We start from the raw sequence: 23,764 nt of genomic DNA, 5'->3' as shown, positions 1-23,764 counted from the left end.
CTGCGTGCCGCCCGCGCCGGGCAGCAGGCCCAGCGTCACTTCGGGCAGCCCCAGCCTGGCGCCGGGCAGGGCCACGCGGTAGTGCGCGGCCAGCGCCACTTCCAGCCCGCCGCCCAGCGCGGCGCCGTGCAGCGCGGCCACGACCGGCTTGGCGCTGGCCTCGATCTGGTTGCACACGTCGGGCAGGGCGGGCGGACGCGGCGGCTTGCCGAATTCGCGGATGTCGGCGCCGGCGATGAAGTTGTTGCCGGCGCCGGTCAGCAGCACGGCCCGCACCTGCGGATCGCTGGCGGCCTGGTCGATGGCGCGCGCCAGGCCCGCGCGCACATCGGCGCTCAGGGCATTGACGGGGGGATGATCGATGGTGACGACGAGAACGTCGCCGTCGCGGCGCGTATGAACGGCGCCGGCGGGTGCGCTGGCTGTCATGGGACAGTGTCTCCGGTAGGGTCGCCGCCCGCGCCGGCCCTGGCCGGGACGCCGCGGCGGCTCAGGGAAGGCGCTGTGCCGGCGGGGCCCGGGGGCGGACGCGGCGCTGTCGCGGCGCCTGGCGGGCCAGGAACGGCCCGTCTTGTATCCGTCTATTCTTTCCCAGCAAAGAAGTCTTGACAATGGCATCCATAATTGACAACGACGATAAAAGAATTTGACAATGCCCCCGGACCGCCGGGATGCAATGGACAAAGCCAGCGCGGGTCCGGGAGATTCGATATGGATACGAAAGCGCTGACCCTGCTGGTGGAGATCGTGGACGCGGGCAACCTGAGCGAAGCGGCGCGCCGGCTGAAGATGACGCGCGCCAACGTCAGCTACCACCTGACCCAGCTGGAGCGCGCCGTCGGCATGCAGCTGTTGCGGCGCACCACGCGCCACGTCGAGCCCACCGAAATCGGACTCAAGCTGTACCAGCACGGCCGCAGCATCCAGGACGAACTGGCGGCGGCGCGCGAGGCCGTCGAAACCCTGGGCAAGACGCCGCAAGGCAAGGTGCGCCTGAGCGTGCCCAGCGGCTACGGCCAGTTCGTGATGATGCCGTGGCTGATCGAGTTCAAGCAGGCCTATCCCGACATCGTGCTGGACGTGCTGTTCGAGAACAGCGTCGACGACCTGCTGCGCGACGAGGTCGACATCGCCGTGCGCATCATGTCCGAGCCGCCGCACAACCTGGTGGCGCGCGAGCTGGGCCAGGTGCGCTACGTGGCCTGTGCCTCGCGCGATTTCGCGCGCGTCCGCGGCCTGCCGGACAAGCCGGCGGAGCTGGCGCGCCTGCCCATCATCAGCGCCGCCGTGATCGGCCGGCCGCTGCGGCTGTCGGCCTACTATGGCGGCCAGCCGCGCCAGCACGTGGTGCTGGAACCCACCGTGATCTCGCGCAACTACGCGTTCCTGCGCGAGGCGGCGCTGGCCGGGCTCGGCATCGGCGTGGTGCCCGATTACGTGGTGCACGACGACATCGCGCGCGGCGACCTGCTGCCCGCCTTGCCGCAGTGGCGGCTGAGCATCTTCGGCCGCGCCATGTACATGCTCTACATGCCCAACCGCCATCATCCGCGCGCCATCTCCATGATGATCGAGTTCATCCAGCAGCGCGCCCAGGCGGCGCACGAAGGACGGCCCGGGCTGCTGGGCGCGGCCTAGGACCGGCGTTTCGGCGGCGCCCGCCGGCTATCATCGGCGTCCGAGCCTCTGGATGCCGTCATGTCGAATGCCGATTGGAGTTTTCTCGCGCCCGCCCGGCGCGAGACGCCGCCAGCAAGGCGAGCCCGGTGCCACGGACCTGGCATCCGCGCGAAAGTTTGACAAAAAGAAACATAATGATAAAAATGCCGACCATTCCCGCGCCGGCTGGCGCCGGGAGTCCCCGGCCGCGGCCAGGGCGGCCTTGACCGCCTCTTGCCCATCGCGCCTGGCGTAGGCGTTGTTCCGATCCATTGCGGGCCTTTTCTTGCGGAGCAAGTATGGCTTTCGTGTTCATGCGCCGGGTATGGTCCGGCCTGCGGCGTCCGGACGGCGCCGCGTTGCGGTGGGGCATGTTGGGACTGGCGGCGATGTTGGCGGGGTGCGCGGGCAGCGAGCCGCGCATCGGCGACGCCTACACGGTGCACACCCCGATCTACGCCGACAACCGCATCTTCTATCTCAAGCCCGGCGACGATGAGCGCGCGCGCGTGCTGGAGCAGGCCGGCGCGCCGGCCTCTTCCGACGCGGAACGGCTGCTGGCGGTGCCCGCCAATGCGCCGCTCTCGATCATGATGCGGTCCGTCGAGATCCCGGCGCTGAAGGACGCGGCCGGCGTCAAGACCGCCGGCATCGACGGCCCGGCGGACTACGCGGTCATTCTCGACATCGCCGCCAAGGACGACGGCAGCAACCAGTCCATCGTGGTCTGGTACCAGCGCGGCGTGCAGCCCGATCAATCCCTGAACTTCTCCAATCTGCTGGTGTATTACGTGCAGCGCTGGGACGAGCGCGTGGCGCCGTCGTTCCGGCTGCGCGTGATGGACGTCACCACCGAACGCAACGCCGAGACCCTGCGCGCGCTGCAACGGGCGCAGGGCGTGGCCAACGGCGCGGCCAGCCTGGCCAACAATCCGCTGGTCTCGCCGCTGGTGGGGGTGGCCTTCACCGCCGCCGAGCTGGTGCTGGCGAACCAGCGCAACCGCATGGTGCTGGACTACAGCGTGCAGCTGTATTCGCAGTCGGCGGTGAGCCAGTCGGCCGGCTCCAACCTCGGCCTGCTCAAGCAGGGCACCTACGTGGTGGTGGGGCGTCCGGTGGCCGGCACGCGCGCGTTCTGGGAAAAGGCGCTGACCTACAACACCCGCACCAACCAGGTGATGGACGGCGCCGCGCCGCTGAACGTGCCGACCGCGCTGGTGTCGGTGGGCACCTTCGAGAGCATCGTGCCCAAGTCGGTGCTGGAAAAGTCGGTGGCGCTGACGGCGCTGCTGAGCAAGGTCGGCGCCAGCGCCTCGGTCGAGCAGGTCAGCGACGCGCAGGGCCGGCTGCAGGCCGCGCTGACCGCCTACACGCTGGGCGAGCGGCTGGCGCGCTATCGCGACCAGAAGACGCTGGACGAGATTTCGACCAAGCTGGCCGACGATGATTTCTCCAAGTCCCTCGGCAGCGAGGAAGCCTTCCTGCTGTTGCGCGGCCTGAACGCCTGCTATCGGTTGCAGAAGCCGCTGGCGGACCTGGAGGAATTCCGCACCTATCACGACAAGCCGGAGGGCCAGGCATGCGCGGCCAGATCCTAGCGCCGCGCGCCAGCGAGGGCGGCGGCTTCCTGCGCTGGCTGCCCCGGTTGTTGCTGCCGGCCCTGGCGGCGGTGCTGTTCGGCGGCTGTGCGTCGACCGCCGGACAGGCCCGGCTCACGGCGCCGGCGCCGGCGGGCATCGCGGATCCCGGACCGGTCACGGTGCCGGCTTCGTGGACGGCCGCCGCCACCCCGATGCCGCGGCTGTTCTCGCACCGGTTGCTGGTGCCGCCGCTGCAACTGGTGCAGATCGCTTTCTCCGCAGAGACCCCGACCGTGCTGGCGGCCATGCAGCGGTTCGCCGCCGCCGCGCCGTCCGCGCTGGAGGCGCGCGGCCTGTTGCGGGCCCGGACCCTGATCGAGCCGGACACCGGCTGGCTGACGTTGATTGCCCGCGCGCAAGGCGTGGACTGGGTGTTCGGCCTGCAGTTCAGCGCCGACGGCGGCGGGCTGCTGACACTGCGGTTGCGCACGGCGGGCGCCGGCAATATCGACAATCCGCGCCCGCAGGAAATGGACGCGCACATCGCCACCCTGGCGGCGCTGGCGCCGGGCCTGCTGGCCGATTGAATGCGGCGCGGCGGGCGCGCGTCTCTGGTATAAGGCCTGGAGTCGCCATCGGCCGCGGGGCCGATGGTCCCGACCTGACCGAGAGAGGTACACCTTGCCGCATCCGCTCACCGCGCGTCGCCTGCTGGCGTTGACGGCCCGCCAGTTCAGCGCGCAGGTTCCCGCCATGGTCGCCGCCGCGCCGTGGGCCTGCGTGCTGTTCGCGCTGTCGCTGCCGGGCGCGCTTCTGCTGAACCAGGCGGGCGGTCCGCGCGAAACCTGGTTCCTGCTGGCGGCGGTGGTCAATCTGCTGGCCCTGGCGCGCGTGGCGCTGGCGTGGCAGCGCCAGCTGGCGGGCGTGCCGCGCCAGGCGCCCAGCCTGGATGGCGCCCAGGCCCGGGTGCTGGCCCTGGTGTTCGCGGCGATCGTCGCGATCGCCGCCCTGAAGTCGATCAGCGGCAGCCTGACGCTCTCCCTGTATTTCCAGATGCCGAACACGCCCAGCACGGTGTTCCTGGCCATCGCATTGCTGTTGCTGATGATCCTGTGGCTGCCCATGACGCACCTGCTGGGATCCTGGTCCCTGGCCCTGCCGCAGGCCGCCCTGACGGATGGCTATGGCTGGCGGCGGTCGCGCCAGGCGCTGCGCGGCTCGGTCTGGCCGTTCGCTGTCGTGCTGCTGTTGCTGACGGGCCTGACCGAGGTGACCGGCGCCGCGTTGCGCCAGGCGCTGCTGTTGTGGCGCTCCGACGCCATCATCACGGCGGCGGGCGGCCTGTTGCTGACGCTGGCGCTGCTGCTGTTCCTGTCGATCCTGTGCGCCACCGCGTACCGCGAACGCGCCTGAGCGGTTGCGCCGGCGCGCGGGCGTTCAACGCAGCATCGGCAGGCTGCCGGTCAGCGCGTTGATCCAGCGCTTGGCGCCGGCCAGGCCGACGCCGAGCAGGGGCTGGTCGCGGTGCGAGGTCTCGCGGTGCCGCGCCCAATAGTGGGCGGCCTCATGGATCTCGCGGGCATAGGCCGGGAACACGGCCAGCCGCGCGCCGTCGGGCGGCGCGGGCGCCAGCCGTTCGCGCAGTTGCGCCATGCGCACCGCATCGGCCGAGAGCACGATGATGGGCAGGTGCGAGATGGCCGACGAGACCATGCCATCGGGGTCGCGCAGCGGCGCGCCGGCCCAGCCGGGCAGGGCGGCCGCGAGGCCCGCGGCCAGGCAGGCCGAGACGTTGGCGGCCTGGCCCACGCCGAGCGTTGCCGCCAGCACGATCACGATTTTCTCCGGCACGGCGGGCGCGGACGGGACGACAGGGGCGGTGGGGACGGACATGCGCGGTTCCTCGGAAAAAGCGGCCATCGTCGGCGCCGACGGCCGTCCTGTCTTGAACGCCAGTGAACGGGGTCAGGCCGCCGCCAGCCGCGTCAACGCCGCCGCGGCGCCGGTCAAGTCCGGCAGCACCGTGGCGCCGCGCTCGGCCAGCAGCCGCGCCTGCGCCGTCGCGCCCACGCCCAGGAAGCGCAGGCCCAGCCGGGCGGCCACCTCCAGGTCCCAGCGGCCATCGCCCATGGACAGGACCATGCCATCACGCGCCTGCGGATGGCGCTGGCGCGCATGCGCCACGGCGCGCGCCACCAGGGCGTCGCGCGACGGCTCCTCGCTGGCGGTGAACAGCGCATCGGGCCGGTAAACGATGCCGGCCGCGTCCAGCTTCAGGCCGCTGACCGCGCGCACGCCGCCGGTGGCGTAAACCACCGCCCAGTCCGAGCCGTCGAGCCAGCGCGTGAAGGCCGCCGCGCCGGTGATTTCGCGGATCGGCGCGGTCGCCATGGCGGCGCGAAAGCGCTCGGCCAGGTCCTGCTCGAAGCCCGCCTGCATCGCGGCGGACGGCGCCGCCAGGCCGTGGCGGGCGAGCGCATGGCGCAGGATGCCGGTGTCGGTGTGGTGGGGGTAACCGCCCCAATCCGTGTCCAGCGACGGCAGCGCCAGCGCCTGCATCGCGCCCAGGAAGGCGCGCTGGTGCAGCGCCACGGTGTTGGTCAGGGTGCCGTCGATGTCGAGCACGAGGATGTGTTTTTTCATTGGGTGGCCGCGGCAATGTCAAAATCCGGATTCTAGGAACGGGCGACCCCGCCGGTGGCGGGGATCCGGACAATGACTACGCCGTTTCGGACAACCCGGCGGCGCACCCACGATGACGGCGCAGAACAGCACCCGCGGCACCCGCAAGAGCACCAACCAGGTCGACTACCAATGGCTCGATCGCCCGCTGGGCGCCATGCCCAAGGAGTATCCGGACGGCCATCACAGCCTCCCGCACCAGCACCCGCGCGACCAGCTCATGTACGCGGTGCAGGGCGTGATGCAGGTCAGCGCCGCCGGCAGCGTGTGGCTGGTGCCGCCGCGCAGCGCGCTGTGGATGCCGGCCGGCGTGACGCACGAGACCCGCATGCGCGGCCGCGTGTCGCTGCGCACGGCCTACATCGTGCCCGGACTGGGCGCGGGGCGCGGGCCGGCGCTGACCGGCGTGTCGCCGCTGCTGCACGAACTGCTGCTGCGCGCCGCCGACATGCCGATGGACTACGACCCGCAGGGCAAGGACGGCCTGATCGCGCAGTTGCTGATGCGCGAGATCGACTGGGACGGCCTGGCCCACCTGGACATGCCGTGGCCGGCCGATGCGCGCCTGCGCGCCATCCACGAGCACCTGCTGCGCCAGCCCGCCGATGGCGACGGGCTGGCCGCCTGGGCGGCGCGCCTGGCGCTCTCCGAGCGCACGCTGGCGCGGCTGTTCCTGCGCGGCACCGGGCTGGGCTTCACCGCCTGGCGCCACCGCGTGCGCCTGATGGTGGCGTTGAGCCGGCTGGCGCAGGGCGCGCCGGTGGGCGTGGTGGCCCACGAAACCGGCTATGCCACGGCCAGCGCCTTCGCCGCCATGTTCAAGCGCCTGACCGGCGGCTTGCCGAGCCGTTACCTGGCGGCATCCGCGCCGGCCGCGCGCTAGGGGGCCGTGCCGGGCCGCGGCGGGCGCCGGCGCGTTCCGGACCCTCAGCCGCGCCGCGCCAGCGCGCCGGCGCCGGCATAGACGGCGGCCGCGCCCAGTTCGCGTTCGATGCGCAGCAGGCGGTTGTACTTGGCGGTGCGGTCGGCGCGCGACAGCGAGCCGGTCTTGATCATGCCGCAGTTGGCCGCCACCGCCAGGTCGGCGATGCTGGTGTCCTCGGTTTCGCCGGAGCGGTGCGACATCACCACGCCGTAGCCTGCGCGGCGCGCCAGCGCCAGCACCTGCGCGGTCTCGCTGAGCGTGCCGATCTGGTTGATCTTGACCAGGATGGCGTTGGCCACGCCCTGGTCGATGCCGGCCTGGAACAGCCGCGGGTTGGTGCAGAACACGTCGTCGCCCACCAGCTGGCAGGCGCCGGCCAGCGTCGCGCCCAATGTCTTCCAGCCGATGATGTCGTCCTCGGCCATGCCGTCCTCGATCGAGACGATGGGGTAGTCGCGCACCAGCCCGGCCAGGTACTGCACCTGCTGTTCGGCGTCGCGCAGCAGGTTCTCGCCGTGGTAGCGGTAGCCGTCCGGGCCGTGGAATTCACTGGCGGCCGGGTCCAGCGCCAGCGCGATGTCGGCGCCGGGGCGCAGGCCGGCGCGCTCGATCGCGGCCATGATGAAGTCCAGCGCCTCGGGCGCGTTGCGCAGCGTGGGCGCGAAGCCGCCTTCATCGCCCACGTTGACGCTGTGGCCGGCCGCCTTGAGGGCGTGGCGCAGCGTGTGGAAGACCTCCGCGCCCATGCGCAGCGCCTCGCGGAAGCTGTCCGCGCCCACCGGCAGGATCATGAATTCCTGGAAATCCAGCGGGTTGTCGGCATGCGCGCCGCCGTTGATGATGTTGATCATCGGCACCGGCAGGGTCTGCGCCTGCACGCCGCCGATGTGGCGCCACAGCGGCAGCCGCTGGCTGTGGGCGGCCGCGTGCGCCACCGCCAGCGACACGCCGAGCAGGGCGTTGGCGCCCAACCGGCTTTTGTCGGGCGTGCCGTCCAGTTCGATCATGATCTGGTCGATCCGGGCCTGCTGATCGGCCGGCAGGCCCAGCAGGGCGGCGCGCAGTTCGGTATTGACCGCGCCGACCGCGCCCAGCACGCCCTTGCCCAGATAGCGGGCGGCGTCGCCGTCGCGCCGCTCCAGGGCCTCGCGTTTGCCGGTCGAGGCGCCCGACGGCACCAGGGCCAGGCCCTGGGCGCCGTCATCCAGGCGGACCTCGACTTCGACGGTGGGATTGCCGCGGCTGTCCAGGGCTTCGTGGGCGGCCAGGTGGGTGATGTGCATGGGGGACTCCGTAAAGGACTTGGGGAAAAGGGAAACCGTCAGTTAATTCAAACAAGCGGCAATCGGTCCAGGCGTCCGGGCGGCCCATGCATGGGGTGGCGCGGCGGGCGTTTAGCGATTGCAATGCCGACATGCTAAAAACGGGCCTTGGATCCGACAATGCAGTTTTTCTGCCACTTCGTCAGTTTTCCTGACAGATGACCCGCCATGCGCCAGTTGCCGCCCTTGTCCGCCGTCCGCGCCTTCGAAGCCATCGCCCGCAGCGGTTCGGTCACCCGCGCCGCCGAGGAACTGTGCCGCAGCCACGGCGCTGTCAGCCGCCACCTGCGCCTGCTGCAGGAGCACGCGGGCGTGGCGCTGTTCGAAAAGGACGGCACCGGCCTGCGCCTGACCCAGGCCGGCGCCACCTTCTACGCCTCGGTGCGCGCGGCCTTCGACCAGCTGGAAAACGCCTACGAGCGCCTGGCGCGCGAGTCGCAGGCGCCGGGGCTGCACGTGGCCTGCAGCGCCACCTTCGCCATGCGCTGGCTGGTGCCGCAACTGGCCGTGTTCTATCGCAAGCATCCCGAGATCCGCATCCGCCTGTCGATGACCTCGGCGCGTGAAATGCGCAACGAGGGCGCCGACCTGATCCTGGCCTGGGATCTGTCCGGCTATGCCGAGGCCGACCGGCGCCTGTCCCTGCCGCTGGCGCCGGTGCGCTTCGGCGCGGTCTGCACGCCGGCCTATGCGCGCAGGAAGCCGGCCGCGCGCGTGCGCATCGCGCATGAATACACCTCCAGCGCCTGGAACCAATGGGAGGCCATCACCGGGCAGCCGGCTGCGCAGGGCGACACGCTGGCGTTTCCGCACACCCACCTGTGCATCGAGGCCGCGCTGTCGGGCCTGGGCGTGGCGCTGGTCGAGCGGCGGCTGATCTCGCGCGAATTGCAGGAGGGGCAACTGGTGGCGCCCTATGGCTTCGTGCCGTTCGACGGGGGCCTGCGCGCGGTGCCGGCCGCCGGCCGCGCCCGCACCGCCCATGCCGATGCCTTCATCGCCTGGCTGCGCGGCGCGCTGGCCGGGCCCGAGGACTGATGGCCGCGCGGCGCCGCCAGCCGGCTTGGTATGCTGGGCGGGCATTCCCGCCGGAGACCCCATGACCGATACGCCGCCTTCCGCCAGCCCGTCCGCGCCGGCCTTCGCCACCCGCTCCGCGTTGGCGTCGCAGGCGCGCCGCGCGCAGCTGCGGCGCATGAAGATCGCCGCGCTGGCCCTGCTGGCGGCGATGATCAGCGGTTTCATCACCAGCCACGTCATGGGCGGGCAGGGCGCCTGGGCCTGGGTGCGGGCCTTCTGCGAGGCCGCCACCGTGGGCGCGCTGGCCGACTGGTTCGCGGTGGTGGCGCTGTTCCGCCGGCCGATGGGCCTGCCGATTCCGCACACCGCCATCATTCCCAGCAACAAGGACCGCATCGGCGACAACCTGGCGGTGTTCGTGCGCGACCACTTCCTCGATCCGGACACCTTGATGGCGAAGCTGCGCGGCTTCGACCCGGCCGCGCGCCTGTCGCGCTGGCTGGCGCGGCCGAAGCAGGCGCACGCGCTCAGCGACGGCGCGCGGCGGGTGGCGCTGCAGACGCTGGACCTGCTGGACGACCACGCGGTGCGCGGCGTGATCCAGGAATTCGTGGTGAAGAACCTGCGGCGCTGGGACGCGGCCGGCACCGCCGGCGAGGTGCTGGGCCTCTTGACCCGCGACGGCCGCCACCAGGAGCTGCTGGACGCCGCCATGGAACGGCTGGGCGGCTACCTCGGCGACGAGGACGTCAAGGAACGCGCCTCGGCGCTGCTGGTCAAGTTCGCCCGCAAGGAATGGCCGCGCATCATCGCCGCGGTGGATGTCATCGCCTCGGTCGACGGCATCGCCGACAACCTGGCCGACCGCCTGGCGCGCGCGCTGGTGCAGGAGCTGCGCGACGTGCTGTCCGAGCCCGACCACCCGGTGCGGCGCGACTACGAGGCCTGGGTGCTGGACTACATCGCGCGCCTGGGCGCCGATCCGGCGCTGGCCGCGCAGGTCGAGGCCATGAAGCAGCGCGCCATCGACCACCCCAAGGTGCAGGAATACGTGCAGGGCCTGTGGGACGACATCCACGCCGCGCTGCGGCGCGACCTGAGCGACGAGCATTCGGCGCTGGCCTCGCACCTGGAAAGCGCCTTGCTGGCGCTGGCGCGCAAGCTGGGCGAGGACCCGGACCTGCGCGAGGCCATCAACAGCCACGTGCTGGGCGCGGCGCGGCGCCTGACCGGGCGGCTGCGCATCGGCGTCACCGAGCACATCTCGCGCACGGTCAAGCTGTGGGACGAGCGCCACCTGGTCGACGAACTGGAACTGAGCGTGGGGCGCGACCTGCAGTACATCCGCTTCAACGGCACCCTGGTGGGCGGCCTGATCGGCGTGCTGCTGCACGCGGCGGTGCTGCTGGCGACGGGGTAGCTTGTCGGCCAGGGGGGGATCCCGTCAACCGTCGCGGATTTGCGGACGTATCCGATGTATCAGGAGCGAAGATTGCTGGCGAAGCGCCGCGGCGCGGTGCTATTGTCTTTGGCAGTCCGCGGGCCTGGTCACAGGTTCCGGGACGACCGCCGCCCCGTCGGGCGGCTCGCATCACGCGCATCACTCCCAGGAGGAAAGTCCATGAAGAAACTCTCGATTCTCGTTGCAACGCTGGCGCTTGCCGGCGTCTCGGCCGTCGTTCAGGCCGAGAGCGTCACGATGTCGTTCCTGAACGATGACGGCTCCGTGGGCAAAAGCGCGGGCACGGTCGCGCTGGAGCAGACCAAGGAAGGCCTGAAGTTCACGCCCAAGCTGACGGGCCTGCCGCCGGGCGAACACGGCTTCCATGTCCACGAAAAGGGGTCATGTGAAGCGACCACGGTCGACGGCAAGGTGATGCCGGGCGGCGCCGCGGGTGGTCACCTCGACCCGTTCAACACCAAGGCGCACAAGGGCCCCCTGGCCACCGATGGCCATCTGGGCGATCTGCCTTTCATCACCGTGGGCGCCGATGGCAGCGCCAAGACCGCCGTGGTGGCGCCGCGCCTGAAAATGGCCGACGTGAAGCAGCGCGCGCTGATGATCCACGTTGGTGCGGACAACTACAGTGATACCCCCAAGCCGCTGGGCGGCGGGGGCGGGCGCATGATCTGCGGCGTGATCAAGTAAGCGGCAGGCCACCGCGCGCCGCCGGGCGTGGCGGTCCGGCCGGGCCGGACCGCCGCTAGGCGGTGCCGTTGCGGCCGTGGGCGCGGTAGCCCGGCCGCTCGGCCAGCCGGTCGTAGTAGGCGGCCACCGCCGGCAGCTCGGGCCGCAGGGCGCTGTCCAGCGGCGTGGCGAACCAGCGGTTGACCGACAGGCCGATGGCGATGTCGGCCAGCGTGAAGGCTTCGCCGGCCACGTAGGCGCCCGTGTCACGCAGGCGCTGTTCCAGGATGCCCATGAAGTGCGCCCAGTCGCGGCTCGAGGCCTCGATGGCGGCGGCATCCCGGTGCGCCGGCGACTGCCGCGCCAGCGCCAGGAAGGCGTAGCTCCACGACCGGTTCAGGTCGGTCGCCTGCCAATCCATCCACTGGTCGACGCGGGCGCGCAGCCGGGCGTTGGCCGGATACAGCGGATTCACCGCGTCGCCGCCATACTGGTTGGCGAGATAGCGGATGATGCTGTTCGATTCCCACAGCACGAAGTCGCCGTCGCGCAGCACCGGCACCATGGCGTTCGGGTTGAGCGCCAGGAAGGCCGCGTCGGCCGTCGGGCGAAAGCCCGCGCCCCAGTCCTCGCGCGTGAACGGCAGGTCCAGTTCGACACAGGTCCAGAGGACCTTGCGGACGTTGATGGAAGAGGCTTTTCCGAGGATGTTCAGCATGATGGCGGCGAGGGGTGGCGTCGGGCGAGGCGCCGCGGGTGGCGGCCTCGATGGCAGGCCAGTCTAGCGGCCGCCGCTGGCCGCCGCCAGATACAGATCCGTCCCTGCGGGACCGCAACAGAAGGTCCCGGCGCCGCCGCGTGGCGTCGTTCAACCCGCCACGGTTTCCGGCTGGCGGCTCAGCCGCGCCACCGGGGAAGCCAGCAGCACCACGAATTGGGCGGCAAAGCCGACGCTGGACAGCCACAGGCAGGCTTCCATGCCCAGCCGCGCCGCCAGGGTCGCGCCGATCAAGGCGCCCACGGGCCGCGCGCCGAACGTCGCCGTGACGATCACGGCCGAGACGCGGCCCAGCAGCGCGTTGGGCGTGACCGCCTGGCGCAGCGTGGTGGTGGCGATGGTCCACAGGATCGGTCCGGCGCCGAACAGGAACAGGCCGACGCCGGCCCAGGCGCCCGCCGGCCACGCCAGCGTCGACAGCAGGATGAGGCTGGCGGCCAGCGCGCAGGTGGGGCCGGCCGCGATCATCGCGCCGAACGACAGGCGCGCCGCCAGCCATGGCGCGGCCAGGGCCCCGGCCAGCATGCCCGCACCGTAGATGCCCAGCGTCGCGCCCACGCCGGCGGCGGTCAGGCCCAGGCGCTCCACCGCGTAGACCACGTAGACGGCCTGCAGCACGAACCAGGCGGTGTTGAAGCACACCGCCGTCACCAGCACCGGCCGCAACAAGGGGTGCGCCGCCACGAACGCGGCGCCTTCGCGCAGTTCGCGCCACAGGTGGCGCCGCGCCGCCGCGCGCGGCGGCTCGGAAGGCAGGCCCGCCAGCAGCCCCGCCGCCAGCAGCGACAGCAGGGTGGCCAGACCGTAGGCGACGGCGGCGCCGATGCCGCCGACCAGCGCGCCGCCCAGCGCCGGCCCGGCCGAGAACGCCGCGCTGCGCGCCAGTTCCAGCCAGCGGTTGGCCTGCGCCAGCTGGGTCGCCGGCAACAGCGTCGGCACCAGCGCGGGCGCGGCCACGTTGTAGGCCACCGTGCCGACCGCGCCCAGGAAACCCAGCGCCGCCAGCGCGGCCAGGTTCAGCCCGTCCACCGCCAGCAGCGCCAGCAGGCCCAGCAGGCTGGCGGCGCGCGCGCATTCGGCGGCGGTCATGAGGGTGCGGCGCGCGATCCGGTCGGCCAGCACCCCGGCGGGCAATGACAGCAGCAGGAAGGGCAGGGTCTGGGCGGTCTGCAGATAGCCGGTCTGCGCGGCGTTGGCGCCCAGCGCCAGCACCGCCACCAGCGGCGCCGCCGCCAGGGCGATCTGTTCGGAACATTGGGCGGCCAGGTTGGAGGCGGCCAGGCGGCGGAACGCCGCGGGCAGGGCGGGCATGAGGGCAACGGCCGACGAGGCCGCAAAACGACGAGGGCCCGATCATGACCGGGCCCCGTGGACATCGCACTCCGTTAATTGCCGTCGCCGGCCGGCGGCGTCAGGGAATCGGCGGGTAGTCGCCGAAGCCGTCCGGCCAGGACGTCAGCACCTCGTAGCCGGTGTCGGTGACGACCACCATGTGTTCCCACTGGGCCGACAGCGAGCGGTCCTTGGTGACCACCGTCCAGCCGTCGGGCAGCTGCTTGGTCTGCGGCTTGCCGGCGTTGATCATGGGCTCGATGGTGAACATCATGCCCGGCTGCAGCACCAGGCCTTCGCCGGGGCGGCCGTAGTGCAGCACCTGCGGCTCGTCGTGGTAGATCTGGCCGATGCCGTGGCCGCAGTATTCGCGCACGATGCTGAAGTGCTCGCGGTGCGCGACCGTCTGGATGGCGTGGCCGATGTCGCCCAGCGTGGCGCCGGGCCTGACCGCCATGATGCCGGCGCGCATGGCCTCGTAGGTGGTGGCGACCAGGCGCCGCGCCAGCGGGCTGGGCTGGCCGACGAAATACATGCGGCTGGTGTCGCCGTACCAGCCGTCCTTGACGACGGCCACGTCGATGTTGAGGATGTCGCCGTTCTTGAGCACCTTGGCCGACGGGATGCCGTGGCAGATCACGTGGTTGGCCGAGGCGCAGATGGTCTTGGGAAAGCCGTGGTAGCCGACGTTGGCCGGGATGGCCTTCTGCACGTTGACGATGTAGTCGTGGCAGATGCGGTCGAGTTCGTCGGTGGTGACGCCGGGGCGCACGTGCTCGGCGATCATGTGCAGCACGTCCGCCGCCAGGGCGCCGGCCTGGCGGGCCATGGCGATGTCGGCGGCGGATTTGATGGAGACCTTGCGCGCCATTTACGCGGCCTCCTGCTGGCCGGTGGGCGCCTGCCCCTGGGACAGGGCCGCGATGCTGAAGCCCTCCGCCTGTTCGATGCGGATCAGCAGTTGGCAGATGTCGGCGTGGCGCAGCTCGGGGTAGAGCTCGGACAGCATGCCGATGCGCATCCAGTGCTCGGCCTGCGAGTTGATCGAGCGGCTCAGCGCGCTGCTGGCCACGCGCAGGTTCTCGTGCATCTGCTCGGAAATCTTGACGATGCCCATAGTGAATGTTCCGTATATGGTTTGTATATGGAACGTATGTTATCGCAGGCAGGGGGCCGGACGCAACCCGCCGACCCGGCGCGCGCGACCGCGACCGGCGCCGCGGGGCGGCGCGGTCCGGTTCCCTGGCGGGCGTGCGGGTCAGGCGGCTTGGGGGGCGGGACTTTTCTCCAGCAGGTCCATGGCGTCCAGCTGGCGGTAGCGCGCCGGGTAGATCGAGCGCGCGTAGTCTTCGCAGGGCGTGCCCTGGGTGGCGATGGCCATCACCACGAACTCGGCGAAGTCCTCGGGCGGGCCGGCCTTGGCGTAGTCCGACGGGAAGTTGCCGTCGGCCTTGGCGGCGGCGCCCCAGGCCTTCATGTCGACGCGGGCGTTGTTGGCGTAGCTGTGGGCCAGTTCGTGCAGCACGGCGTGGTCGATCATCGCCTGGTCGCCCGACATGCTGTAGAGCGTGATGCGCGAGAACATCGTCTCGCCCACCGTGTGCGTCTCGCGCGTCGGGTCGGCCCAGGGCGGGCCCTTCACCACTTGCGCGTTGAGGCGCGTGATGCGGTCTTCCAGCGCCATGCCCTTGGCCAAACGAATTTGCAGATCGCGCCCCTGCAGCATCGCCTTGGGGGCGATGCCCAGGCTCTTGGCGACCTGCTCGGGCTGCGGCTGCGGTTCCTCGGTCAGGCGTTCGGTGAATTCCTGCGGCCGGCGCTGCATCAGGTCGCCGGTCCAGAGCGGATCGCGCGGTTCCAGCACCACCGGCACGCGCTGGCCGGCGGGCCAGGCTTCGTACATGACGCACTTGTCGTCGCCCGCGCGCGCCAGGTTGGCGGGCGGCTGGTAGGCGGCGGGGCCGGTCAGCTTCACCGGCGCGCGCTTGGCGTCGAACATGGCCTCGGTGAGCTTGAGCGTGTCCTGCACCTGGGCGCATTTCACCGGCGCGTCCTGGGCCGCCACGGGTTCGATCGCGGCCAGCGCCGCCGGCGCGCCGGCCTGCAGGGCCTGGGGCGCGTCGTTCACGCCCGAGCCGCCACCACCGCCGCCGCCATGTTCGAGCTGGTAGAACTGCTGGCTGGCGATGAGCGTGGCGCCGCAGGAGGTCTTCATGCCTTCCAGCGCCGTGCGGCGGTCGGAGCTGACGCTCTGCACGCCTTCGACGATGGTGTGCTGGCCCGCGCACTTGGGGCAGGTGACGCGGTCGCCGACGCGCGCCATGGGCTGGCCGAAGATCTGCACGGATTCATCCCCGGTCACCACCACGCCGCCATGCGACGTGCGGTCACCCTTGCGTATTACGGATCGCTGCGCCATGGCCGCCCGTTGCTCCCAGATGAAGGTTAAGTCTGCTTACAGATAGGTGCCGTCCGGCGCCATGCGCGGCGGGCCCACGACGAAGGTGCCATCGGGCGCCATGCGCACCGGGCCGCCGCTGCCGAGGTAGCGGCCGTCGGGCGCGCGCTGCGGCGTGCCGGCCACGTAGGTGCCGTCCGGCGCGCGGGTGATGGGCCCGCCGTCGCCGACGTAGGTGCCGTCCGGGCAGCGCCGCGGCGTGCCGTTGATGAAGCGGCCGTTGGGCATCATGTGGAATGACTTGTTCATCGCGACTCCCTCAGTTTGGAGAGCTTGCATGATAGCGATGGTCCCTGATGCGTTTTGTAATAGGGCGTGTCATGTTCCAACGTAACGCCGTTACAGATATGGGATCATCGCTGCTTTCGCCGCCGGGCCATGCGCCGCTTGCGCATGGCTCGCCACCCGCAACGACACAAGACACTATGAGCGATATCGACGCACTGCTGCAGCCCATTCCGGGCGAGGCGCCTTGTGGCGCCGACATGGTCTTCTCGGCCGAATTCGACGCCATCCGCGAGGCCCGCCGCCATGACGACCCGCACCTGGACCAGGGCGACTGGGTCATCGACATCAAGGAAGCCGACTGGCCGCAGGTGATCCGCATCTGCACCGAGGTGCTGACCGAGCGCAGCAAGGACGTGCGCGTGGCCGCCTGGCTGGCCGAGGCCTGGGCCAAGACCCGCGGCTTCGCCGGCCTGCGCGACGGCTTCCTGCTGGTGGATGGCCTGTGCCGGCGCTATTGGGACGGCCTGCATCCGGTGCCCGACGAGGGCGACGTGCAGCAGCGCGTGGGCAACCTGGCCTGGCTGCTGGCGCGTTCGCAGCAGCTGGTGCGCGAACTGCCGCTGACGCAGTCCGAGGGCGGACGCTTCGGCGCGGTGCTGTGGGACAGCGCCTCGCAATTGGCCAACGCCATCAAGCGCACGCCGCAGAACGCCGCCGACATGTCGCGCGGCAAGGTCACGCTGGAGCAGTTCGACGCCGCGCGCCGCGACACGCCGCCGGCGTTCTATTCCGAACTCGAAAGCCAGTTGCAGAGCTGCTTCGGCGCGGTCGACGTGCTGGAGCTGACGCTGACCGAACGCCTGGGCGACGAAGGCCCGGCCTTCACGCCGGTGCGCACCGCCCTGAAGGACGTGACCGAACTGGCGCATCGTTTCGCCCGCGAAGCCGGCCTGCTGGTGCGCGCCGACCTGACGCCGCCGCCGGCCGCGCAGGCCGCGCCGTCCACCGGCGCGCCCATCACCCGCATGGAGCCCACCTTGACCGCTGCCGACCTTCCGCCCACGGCCCCCGCGGCCACGCGCGGCCCGCTGCAAACGCGCGACCAGGCCCTGGCGCAGCTGCGCGAAGTGGCCGAGTTCTTCCGCCGCACCGAACCGCACAGCCCGGTGGCCTATCTGGCCGACAAGGCCGCCAGCTGGGGCGAGATGTCGCTGCACCTGTGGCTGCGCACCGTGGTCAAGAACGGCGAGGCGCTGTCGGGCCTGGAAGAGCTGCTGGGCGTGCCCAAGCCGCCCGAGAACAACGGCTGAAGGCAGGCCCCGGGCGATGGCCGCCATGGCCATCGCCGGGCAGCCGCGCGGGCGCGGCGCCGCCACGCCCTGCGTGACGGCATCCACGCGCCGCGGTTCAGCGGCTGGCGCGGAACTCGATGCGGCGGTTCTTGGCGCGGCCCTCGGCCGTCGCATTGGTGGCGACCGGCTGGTCGGGCCCCGCGCCGAGCGTCTCGAAGCGGCCGGGCGGCAGGCCCTTGTCGACCAGATAGGACCTGACCGCGTCGGCGCGCGCCTGGCTCAAGGCCAGGTTGGTGCTGCGGCTGCCGGAGCTGTCGGTGTGGCCGATGATCTGCACCTTGTCGCTGTGCAGCTTGGGAATCACGTCGGCGACCTGGTCGAGCAGTTCGCGCCCGCGCGCCGTCAGCGTGGCGCTGCCGGTCTCGAACTCCACCACGCGATTGGTCAGCACCTTGTCCAGCAACCCCTGTTCGTCCTTGCCGGCCGCCACGCGCAGGCCGTTGACGATCTTGTAGGTGGGGTTGAGCGAGGTGGCGAAGGTGCTGGCGATCTGCTGGCGCGAGGCCTCGTTCTGCACTTCGCCCTGCAGGCGGATCTGGGTGCCGTCGACTTCCAGCTGGCCGCGGTTGATCTGCTTGAGCGGCTGGCCGATCAGCTTGCCCACGTGTTCGGACCAGTTGGGGGGCGCGACCACGCCGCCGACCTCGATCTGGTCGATGACATTGCCCACGCCGTAGACCTGTTGCAGACGCGCCAGCACGTCGGCCTTGGTGGCCTCGTCGGGCACGGCGCCGCTGGCCACCACCTGGCCGGGCTGCGGAATGACGTTGGCGGGAACGACGGTGGCGGCGTCCTGCGCCGCCGCGGCGCACGAGAACAGCGCCGCCATGATCAGGAGAGAGACGCGCATGGTCAGGCTCCGGTGAAGACTTCGAGATAGGTGTCGAGCGCCATGCGCAGCGACAGCCGCGGTTGGTCCAGGTAGCTGGACAGCTTGGCCAGGCCGTGGCTGGCCGACACGTGGTTGCGCACCCAGGGGGCGTCCTCCAGCACGATGTGCTGTTCGGCGAAGGCCTGCGGCGTCGACAGCAGGCTGGCCAGCGTCTGCGGCGAGGCGCCGCGGAAACCCGCCACCAGGCGGTGCTTGCCGCCGATGCGGCCGATGAACACCGCGATCTCGAAGTCGGCGCGCGCCAGGAACGGCGCGATCAGCGTCATCCAGTACGAGGCCACCAGGTTGATGTAGAGCGGATCGTCGGGCAACGGCAGCGCCAGCCCGCGATCAAGCTGCGACGAGCCGCTGGACATGACCGGTTCGAGCAGGATGCCCAGCGCCAGGATGATGTCGTGCACGTTGGCCGCATGGCCGTTGCCGCGCAGCATCGCTTCCAGCCGCTCGACGGTCTGCAGGTCGACGAAGGCGTCGAAGCCGTCGTCGGCCTCGGTGCGGATCTCGCCTTCGAGTTCGTTCAGGGTCTGCAGCGCCGCGCCGGGGTCGGCATCGGTCATCAGCAGCGCGGCCGCGCCGCTCATGCGGTTCCACAGCCGGCTGAAGGCCATCGGGCTGCGGGCGATGAAGGCCAGCGGCCGCTGCACCTCGACCGAGGTCGCCGACAGGAACGGAAAGCGCCGGCCCGACTGGTCGCGGCTGGGTTGCAGGTGGCCGGCGATGGCCAGCTTGCCGCGCGAGCCGAGGATGGCGAACGGCATCGGCTCGGCCTCGTCGTACAGCGTCTTCCAGTGCGGGTCCTGGGCCAGCAGCTCCATGGTGTTGGCGACCCAGCCGTCCAGCGTGCTCATCAGCTGCGGATGCGAGGTGTTCTTGACGAAGTCGCCGCGCGCCGGGATCTTGCCGAAGTAGGCCGTGCGGAACAGGGGGGACTGCAGGTTGCTCATTGCGGCGCTCCGGGTCGCGTCTGGGCGGAGGAGGATTCGGACGTGGCGCCCACCACGGAGGAGGGCAGGCGCAGGTTGCGCAGGCCCTGGCTGCCGCCGGGCTCGCTGCCGCCGGCGCCGGGCGCCTGGGCGTTGCTGATGATGCGCAGCTTGACCGGCACGGTCACGTTCGACTTGCCCCAGCTCATGTTGAAGCTGCCGTCCGCGTTGGAGGTGCGCTGGGCGGTCGCGATCAGGCGTTCCAGGCCGAAGCGGCCCGGTTCGTTGACGATCTCGACCACGCTGCCGTCGAAGGTGGTGGCGGTGATGCGCGCGCCGGGCGCGCCCTGCGCGTTGGGCCAGACGAAGTTGACCCATTGCGGCGGCGTGTTGCGGTAGCGCAGCTGCTGGCCGTCGATCTCGATGGTGTACTCGGTCACGCCCGAGGCCGGCTTGGGCTGGATCTGGAACAGCGTCTGCGGCTGGCTGGCCGCGCCGGCGCCGGCCGCGCCGCCGGACAGCGGCGCCACCCACTGCGCGAAGTTGGCGGTGAAGGTCGGCTGCAGGCTGACGCCCATGTCGCCCCAGGTGCGCGCCGTCAGGATGTCGCCGCGGCGCACGGTCAGCGGGCCGAGGGTGTCGTTGACGTACTTGGCGATGCTGCCCTGCGGGCCGAACACCTGCCCGATCTCGTCGCTGCTGGCTTCGACGCTGGCGCGCGCGGCGAACGGATACTTCTCGGCCAGGGTCTGGTTGAAGGGCTGGTAGATCTGCGCGTTCCAGACCTTGTTCAGTTCCGACTCGGCCGGCTGCATGGCCACGGCGTAGGCCTGGATCAGCGGCCGCACCAGCAGCGGGCGCAGCGTCTCGCGCTGGGTCGCCGACAGGCCGGCCAGCATCTGCTCGTCGACCAGCTTGAGCGCGTCGGCCAGCTCCGAGTCCTTGCCTTCCAGCGTCTGGCGCAGCAGCACCAGCGAGCCGGGGCCGGGGTCGCCCTGGTTGTTGAGCAGGTTGAAGCGGGTGCGGATCTTGGACAGCGCGCCCATGTAGTTGCCCAGCAGCGACTGGTTCTCGCGCGTCACCACCAGGCGCGCCACGTCCGAGAACTCGCGGCCCACCGGGCCCATCGGAATCGCCTCGCCGTTGGCGGTGGTGGCGGCCGCGGGCGCCGGCGGCGTCTGCCGCAGGATCACGCGCTTGAACCAGCCAACCACGCCGCTCTGCGCCTGCTGCAGGCCGGCGTTGACCAGCGAGGGGTTGTCCCACGAGGTCTGTTCATAGGCGGTGTTGATGAGCTTGGCGATGGGCGAGGTCTGCGGATCGCCCAGGCGGTTCATCGCGCCCACCGACTGCTCGAAACTGGTGAACGGCTTGATGGTCACGCCGCGCAGGAACTTCTGCCATTCCTGGGCGTATTCCATCTTGTACATGGTCGCCAGGCTCTTCTGGATCTGCTCGGGGCTGCCGTCCAGCGTCAGGTCATCGCGCGCGTTCACGCCCAGCACCCAGTCGCTGGTCTGCACTTCCTTCTTGGCGGCTTCGTTGATGGCCGGCTGGATGTACTGCTCCCAGGCCTCGCGGGTGAAGGTGCCGGGGATGGCGTAGCTGCCGGCCACCACGCCGGCGTCGTTCTCGCCGACGATGCGCGCCACCGTCATGGTCTGGAAGCGCGTGGCGGCGCGCGCCTTGAGCGTGGCGTAGGCGCGTTCGCGCGCCGGCATGCCCTGCATCACGGCGCGCAGGCTGGCGCGGGTCTTCTCGACCAGCGCCAGGTTGGTGTCGATCTGCGGCCAGCCGGCGTCGGGCGCGCGGCTGACGTAGAACGAGATCAGGCGCTCGGCGCTGCGGATCAGCTGGTCGCGCGGCATGGCGCCGCGGTTGGTCTCCAGCCAGCCGCGCCAGAAGCGCGTGATCTGGTCGGACAGGTGGGTGGGGTCGACGTGCTGGCGATTGGCCATCATCAGGTACGTCTTGAGCGCGTTGTAGGCGTCGTCGGCATTGGTTGGCGAGGCGTCCTGGAACAGCGTGTCGCCGCCCGCGCCGTGCGCGGCGCGCAGCGCCTGCGGCGCCGGTTTCGGCGCGCCGCCAGCCGCCGCGTTGCCGGACATGTCGACCTTGGCCAGGAAGTCTTCCAGGCTGACCTTGACCGGGCTCAGCATGAACTGGCGCGCGCCGTTGTAGTACTCGGCCAGCAGGCGTTCCTTGAGCACGTCGCCCTGGTACAGCCCCAGGCCCAGCGACCACGGGCGGCTGGACGAATAGCGGTCCAGCTGCTCGATGCGGTCCTGCAGGATCTCCATGGCTTCCAGGCGGCTCTGCAGGTCGGTGCGTTCGCTCTGCAGCCGCACCACCTTGTCCAGGTCGGCCTGCACGTTCTGCGCCAGCTGGCGGTTGCCCAGGTACGACCAGCTCCAGCCGCCCAGCACCAGGCCCAGCGCCAGCACCAGGCCGAAGAAGGTCAGGTAGCGCATGCGGGTCTTGGCCGGGCTGGCGTGCTGGCGCACCAGTTTCTTGTCGGCGAAGATCACGCTGGAAAAGAGGTCGCGCAGGAAGAAGCCGTTGTGCGAGGACACGTTGCGGGCCTGGCCGCGCGCGGCCGGGCGCAGGTCGAAGCGCTCGGCCAGGCGTTCGGTCGAGGTGCTCTGCGACACGCCTTCCTGCAGCGCGCTGGTGAAGTAGAAGCCGCGGAACACCGGCTTGTACTGGAACGGGTTGGTCTCGAACAGCGTCGACAGGAAGGTGCGCAGCGCCGGCTTGATGCCGGCGAATTCCAGCGGGAAGGTCAGCAGCCCGGGCGGCAGATCGCGGTTGTTGCGCAGCGAGATCTGCGCCGTGCCCATTTCCTTGAGGCCTTCGTACAGCTCGTCGAAACGTTCGTCGAACAGGGCCAGCACGTCGCGGTTCTCTTCGGCGCCGTAGGGCAGGGTGGCGCCCCAGACGCGGTCGCGCTCGCGCTGGTCGCTGTCGGAGAAGAACTCGCTGAAGCCCGAGATCAGGTCGGCCTTGGTGAAGATGATGTAGACCGGCGCGAACACTTCCAGCCGGTCGGTCAGCTCCTGCACGCGCTGGCGCAGGTTCTTGGCCAGGTTGATGGCGAACTCGGGGCCGGCGCCGGTCAGCTCGTCGATGCTGGCGGCGACGATGATGCCGTTGATCGGTGCCTTGGGGCGATGGCGCTTGAGCAGGTCGAGGAACCCCATCCACTCGTTGCGGTCTTCCTCGTGCACCGAGTAGCGGCCGGCCGTGTCCAGCAGGATGCCCTCGGTGGTGAAGAACCAGTCGCAGTTGCGGGTGCCGCCCACGCCGCGCACCGCCGCGCCGTTCTTGTCGGCGAAGGGGAATTGCAGGCCCGAGTTGATCACCGCGCTGCTCTTGCCGGCGGCCGGGTTGCCGATCACGATGTACCAGGGCAGTTCGTACAGGGCTTCGTTGCCCGAGACCTGGCCGATCTTCGAGGTCTTGATGGTGCGCACCGCCTGCGCCAGCCGCGTGCGCAGCGCGTCCACGTCGCCGCGGTTGGCGGCGGCCGCGCCGGTCTGCACCTGCTGCTCCAGCATGTCGCCCAGGTTCTTGTTGGCGCGCCGCGCGCGGCGCCGGCGCCACAGGTAGGCGCACAGCCACAGGAACAGGAAGATGCCCAGCGCGATGCCGGCCCAGACCAGGCCGATCTCGACCGTATCGGCGAACAGGAACAGGAACACGATCAGGGCGATCAGGCCGAGTGCCATGAACAGCCGCGGGCTGCCGAGCGCGCGGGATGTCCAATGTCGGCCTTCGCTCAAGGCGCTGGAGATACCGGAGAAGAAACCTGAAGGGCTACGCATGATTCTGGCTTTTTTTGTGGGTCAGGCGGAGGGGGAAGGGGACAGCAGGGCGAGCGTGCGCAAGGCGGGATCCTGGGTCATGACGGCGAGTACGGGGGCCTCGGCCTGCGCGCAGGCCTCGGCGGCCACCGCCAGGGTCAACAGATGCGCGGCGGCGCCGGTGTAGCCGCAGGCGATGCCGACCGCCAGGCAATCCTGGTTGGGGTCGAGGGTGGTGAACAGCGTGCTGGCCAGCCCCGCGGCTTCCAGCGGCCGGCTGCCGCGATGATCGGCGTCGCTGACCAGCGCGCGGATGTCGTCCGCGCGCCGTTGGTGCTGTTCCAGGAAACGCGTCGTCAGCTCGGCCAGCATCGGTTCGCTGGCCGCGCCACGGGCGTCGGCGGCGGTGGCGCGGTGCGCCATCGGTGACAGGGCCAGGGCGAAGGCGCCCGCCGGCGCCACGGCGGCGTCGGGAGCGGCCTGGTCCAGGTCCAGCAGCAGGCCGGCGGCCGCTTCGCCGGGCACGCGTCCCTGCGGCGTGGCGTTGCCGACCAGGGTGCCGTCGGCCTCCCAGTCCTGCACCACCTGGGCATCGATGTAGGAGTCGGCCGCGGCCACCAGGCGCAGCGGCGCGCGCGCGGCGGACGCCGGCTCCAGCGCCAGCTGGCGCAGCAGGCTGTCG

The 23,764-nt window shown here is 70.9% G+C and carries 22 protein-coding genes and 1 pseudogene; 9 read left to right on the top strand and 14 right to left on the bottom strand.

All coding sequences use genetic code 11. From position 1 onward, the window contains the following. A partial coding sequence (locus H0523_RS27665) for an enoyl-CoA hydratase/isomerase family protein (RefSeq protein WP_180180217.1) occupies positions 1–429 on the bottom strand: 429 nt, incomplete at its 3' end. A 282-nt stretch (positions 430–711) separates the two neighbouring features. Between H0523_RS27665 and H0523_RS27660 the strand changes: the two genes are divergently transcribed. From H0523_RS27660 to H0523_RS27645, 4 genes are all read left to right on the top strand, one after another. Beyond that, positions 712–1,638, top strand: a complete 927-nt coding sequence (locus H0523_RS27660; protein WP_054434788.1) for a LysR family transcriptional regulator — start codon at positions 712–714, stop codon at positions 1,636–1,638. Positions 1,639–1,958: 320 nt separating this feature from the next. Further along, a complete protein-coding gene (locus tag H0523_RS27655; protein WP_054434789.1) occupies positions 1,959–3,257 on the top strand; it encodes a hypothetical protein in 1,299 nt (432 codons plus the stop codon). After that, positions 3,239–3,826, top strand: a complete 588-nt coding sequence (locus H0523_RS27650; RefSeq protein ID WP_054434792.1) for a hypothetical protein — start codon at positions 3,239–3,241, stop codon at positions 3,824–3,826. Before H0523_RS27655 ends, H0523_RS27650 begins: the two co-directional genes overlap by 19 nt. A 94-nt stretch (positions 3,827–3,920) precedes the next feature. Further along, a complete protein-coding gene (locus tag H0523_RS27645; RefSeq protein WP_054434794.1) occupies positions 3,921–4,652 on the top strand; it encodes a hypothetical protein in 732 nt (243 codons plus the stop codon). Positions 4,653–4,676: 24 nt separating this feature from the next. On the opposite strand, the gene H0523_RS27640 is transcribed toward H0523_RS27645, so the two are convergent. Both H0523_RS27640 and H0523_RS27635 read right to left on the bottom strand, forming a co-directional pair. Next, positions 4,677–5,132: a DUF2000 domain-containing protein gene (locus H0523_RS27640; RefSeq protein WP_231689949.1), complete on the bottom strand. Its 456-nt coding sequence runs from the start codon at positions 5,130–5,132 to the stop codon at positions 4,677–4,679. A 72-nt stretch (positions 5,133–5,204) separates the two neighbouring features. Continuing rightward, on the bottom strand, positions 5,205–5,882 hold the full coding sequence (locus H0523_RS27635) for an HAD family hydrolase (protein WP_054434798.1): 678 nt from the start codon (positions 5,880–5,882) through the stop codon (positions 5,205–5,207). Positions 5,883–5,994: 112 nt separating this feature from the next. Here H0523_RS27635 and H0523_RS27630 point away from each other — a divergent pair, with 112 nt between their 5' ends. Next, on the top strand, positions 5,995–6,804 hold the full coding sequence (locus H0523_RS27630; protein ID WP_180180216.1) for an AraC family transcriptional regulator: 810 nt from the start codon (positions 5,995–5,997) through the stop codon (positions 6,802–6,804). 44 nt (positions 6,805–6,848) lie between these two features. Here H0523_RS27630 and eno read toward each other — a convergent pair whose 3' ends face one another. Then, a complete protein-coding gene (gene eno, locus H0523_RS27625; RefSeq protein WP_054461000.1) occupies positions 6,849–8,129 on the bottom strand; it encodes a phosphopyruvate hydratase in 1,281 nt (426 codons plus the stop codon). Positions 8,130–8,336: 207 nt separating this feature from the next. On the opposite strand from eno, the gene H0523_RS27620 reads away from it, so the two are divergent. The 3 genes from H0523_RS27620 (at position 8,337) to sodC (ending at position 11,337) form a co-directional block, all read left to right on the top strand. Beyond that, a complete protein-coding gene (locus H0523_RS27620; protein ID WP_054434803.1) occupies positions 8,337–9,206 on the top strand; it encodes a LysR substrate-binding domain-containing protein in 870 nt (289 codons plus the stop codon). A gap of 157 nt (positions 9,207–9,363) precedes the next feature. Further along, the gene (locus H0523_RS27615; RefSeq protein ID WP_156350590.1) at positions 9,364–10,608 is read left to right on the top strand and encodes a DUF445 domain-containing protein; all 1,245 of its coding nucleotides are present in this window, start codon (positions 9,364–9,366) and stop codon (positions 10,606–10,608) included. A 201-nt stretch (positions 10,609–10,809) separates the two neighbouring features. Further along, a complete protein-coding gene (gene sodC, locus H0523_RS27610; protein ID WP_054434807.1) occupies positions 10,810–11,337 on the top strand; it encodes a superoxide dismutase family protein in 528 nt (175 codons plus the stop codon). A gap of 55 nt (positions 11,338–11,392) precedes the next feature. On the opposite strand, the gene H0523_RS27605 is transcribed toward sodC, so the two are convergent. The 6 genes from H0523_RS27605 to H0523_RS27580 form a co-directional block, all read right to left on the bottom strand. Next, complete coding sequence (locus tag H0523_RS27605) at positions 11,393–12,034, bottom strand: glutathione S-transferase family protein (RefSeq protein WP_054434808.1); 642 nt, start codon at positions 12,032–12,034, stop codon at positions 11,393–11,395. Positions 12,035–12,184: 150 nt separating this feature from the next. Further along, positions 12,185–13,405, bottom strand: a complete 1,221-nt coding sequence (locus H0523_RS27600) for an MFS transporter (protein ID WP_054434810.1) — start codon at positions 13,403–13,405, stop codon at positions 12,185–12,187. A 100-nt stretch (positions 13,406–13,505) separates the two neighbouring features. Further along, positions 13,506–14,297: a type I methionyl aminopeptidase gene (gene map / locus H0523_RS27595; RefSeq protein ID WP_180180215.1), complete on the bottom strand. Its 792-nt coding sequence runs from the start codon at positions 14,295–14,297 to the stop codon at positions 13,506–13,508. Further along, complete coding sequence (locus H0523_RS27590) at positions 14,298–14,543, bottom strand: ParD-like family protein (protein ID WP_054434814.1); 246 nt, start codon at positions 14,541–14,543, stop codon at positions 14,298–14,300. 141 nt (positions 14,544–14,684) lie between these two features. After that, the gene (locus tag H0523_RS32365; RefSeq protein WP_231689950.1) at positions 14,685–15,845 is read right to left on the bottom strand and encodes a PAAR domain-containing protein; all 1,161 of its coding nucleotides are present in this window, start codon (positions 15,843–15,845) and stop codon (positions 14,685–14,687) included. Positions 15,846–15,881: 36 nt separating this feature from the next. After that, a complete protein-coding gene (locus tag H0523_RS27580) occupies positions 15,882–16,133 on the bottom strand; it encodes a hypothetical protein (protein ID WP_054434816.1) in 252 nt (83 codons plus the stop codon). A gap of 176 nt (positions 16,134–16,309) precedes the next feature. Here H0523_RS27580 and tssA point away from each other — a divergent pair, with 176 nt between their 5' ends. Next, on the top strand, positions 16,310–17,422 hold the full coding sequence (gene tssA / locus H0523_RS27575) for a type VI secretion system protein TssA (RefSeq protein ID WP_054434818.1): 1,113 nt from the start codon (positions 16,310–16,312) through the stop codon (positions 17,420–17,422). A gap of 97 nt (positions 17,423–17,519) precedes the next feature. Here the strand turns inward: tssA and H0523_RS27570 are convergent, their stop codons facing one another. The 4 genes and pseudogenes from H0523_RS27570 to H0523_RS27555 all read right to left on the bottom strand — a co-directional run. Beyond that, positions 17,520–18,314 carry an OmpA family protein gene (locus H0523_RS27570; RefSeq protein ID WP_054434820.1) on the bottom strand — a complete coding sequence of 265 codons (795 nt, stop codon included), beginning with the start codon at positions 18,312–18,314 and terminating at the stop codon, positions 17,520–17,522. A 2-nt stretch (positions 18,315–18,316) separates the two neighbouring features. Then, positions 18,317–19,300, bottom strand: coding sequence for a type VI secretion system-associated protein TagF (gene tagF, locus H0523_RS27565; protein ID WP_054434822.1), 984 nt, complete (start codon positions 19,298–19,300; stop codon positions 18,317–18,319). Continuing rightward, positions 19,297–23,007 carry a type VI secretion system membrane subunit TssM gene (tssM, locus tag H0523_RS27560; RefSeq protein WP_054434823.1) on the bottom strand — a complete coding sequence of 1,237 codons (3,711 nt, stop codon included), beginning with the start codon at positions 23,005–23,007 and terminating at the stop codon, positions 19,297–19,299. Before tssM ends, tagF begins: the two co-directional genes overlap by 4 nt. Before the next feature lie 117 nt (positions 23,008–23,124). Beyond that, positions 23,125–23,764: pseudogene (locus tag H0523_RS27555) on the bottom strand (hypothetical protein); the annotation flags it as partial.

This window comes from Achromobacter insuavis (genome assembly GCF_902859645.1).
GTDB classification, from domain to species: Bacteria; Pseudomonadota; Gammaproteobacteria; order Burkholderiales; family Burkholderiaceae_B; genus Achromobacter; species Achromobacter insuavis.
Note: the sequence above shows the minus strand (reverse complement) of the source record. Positions and strands in the feature narration are given on the sequence as shown.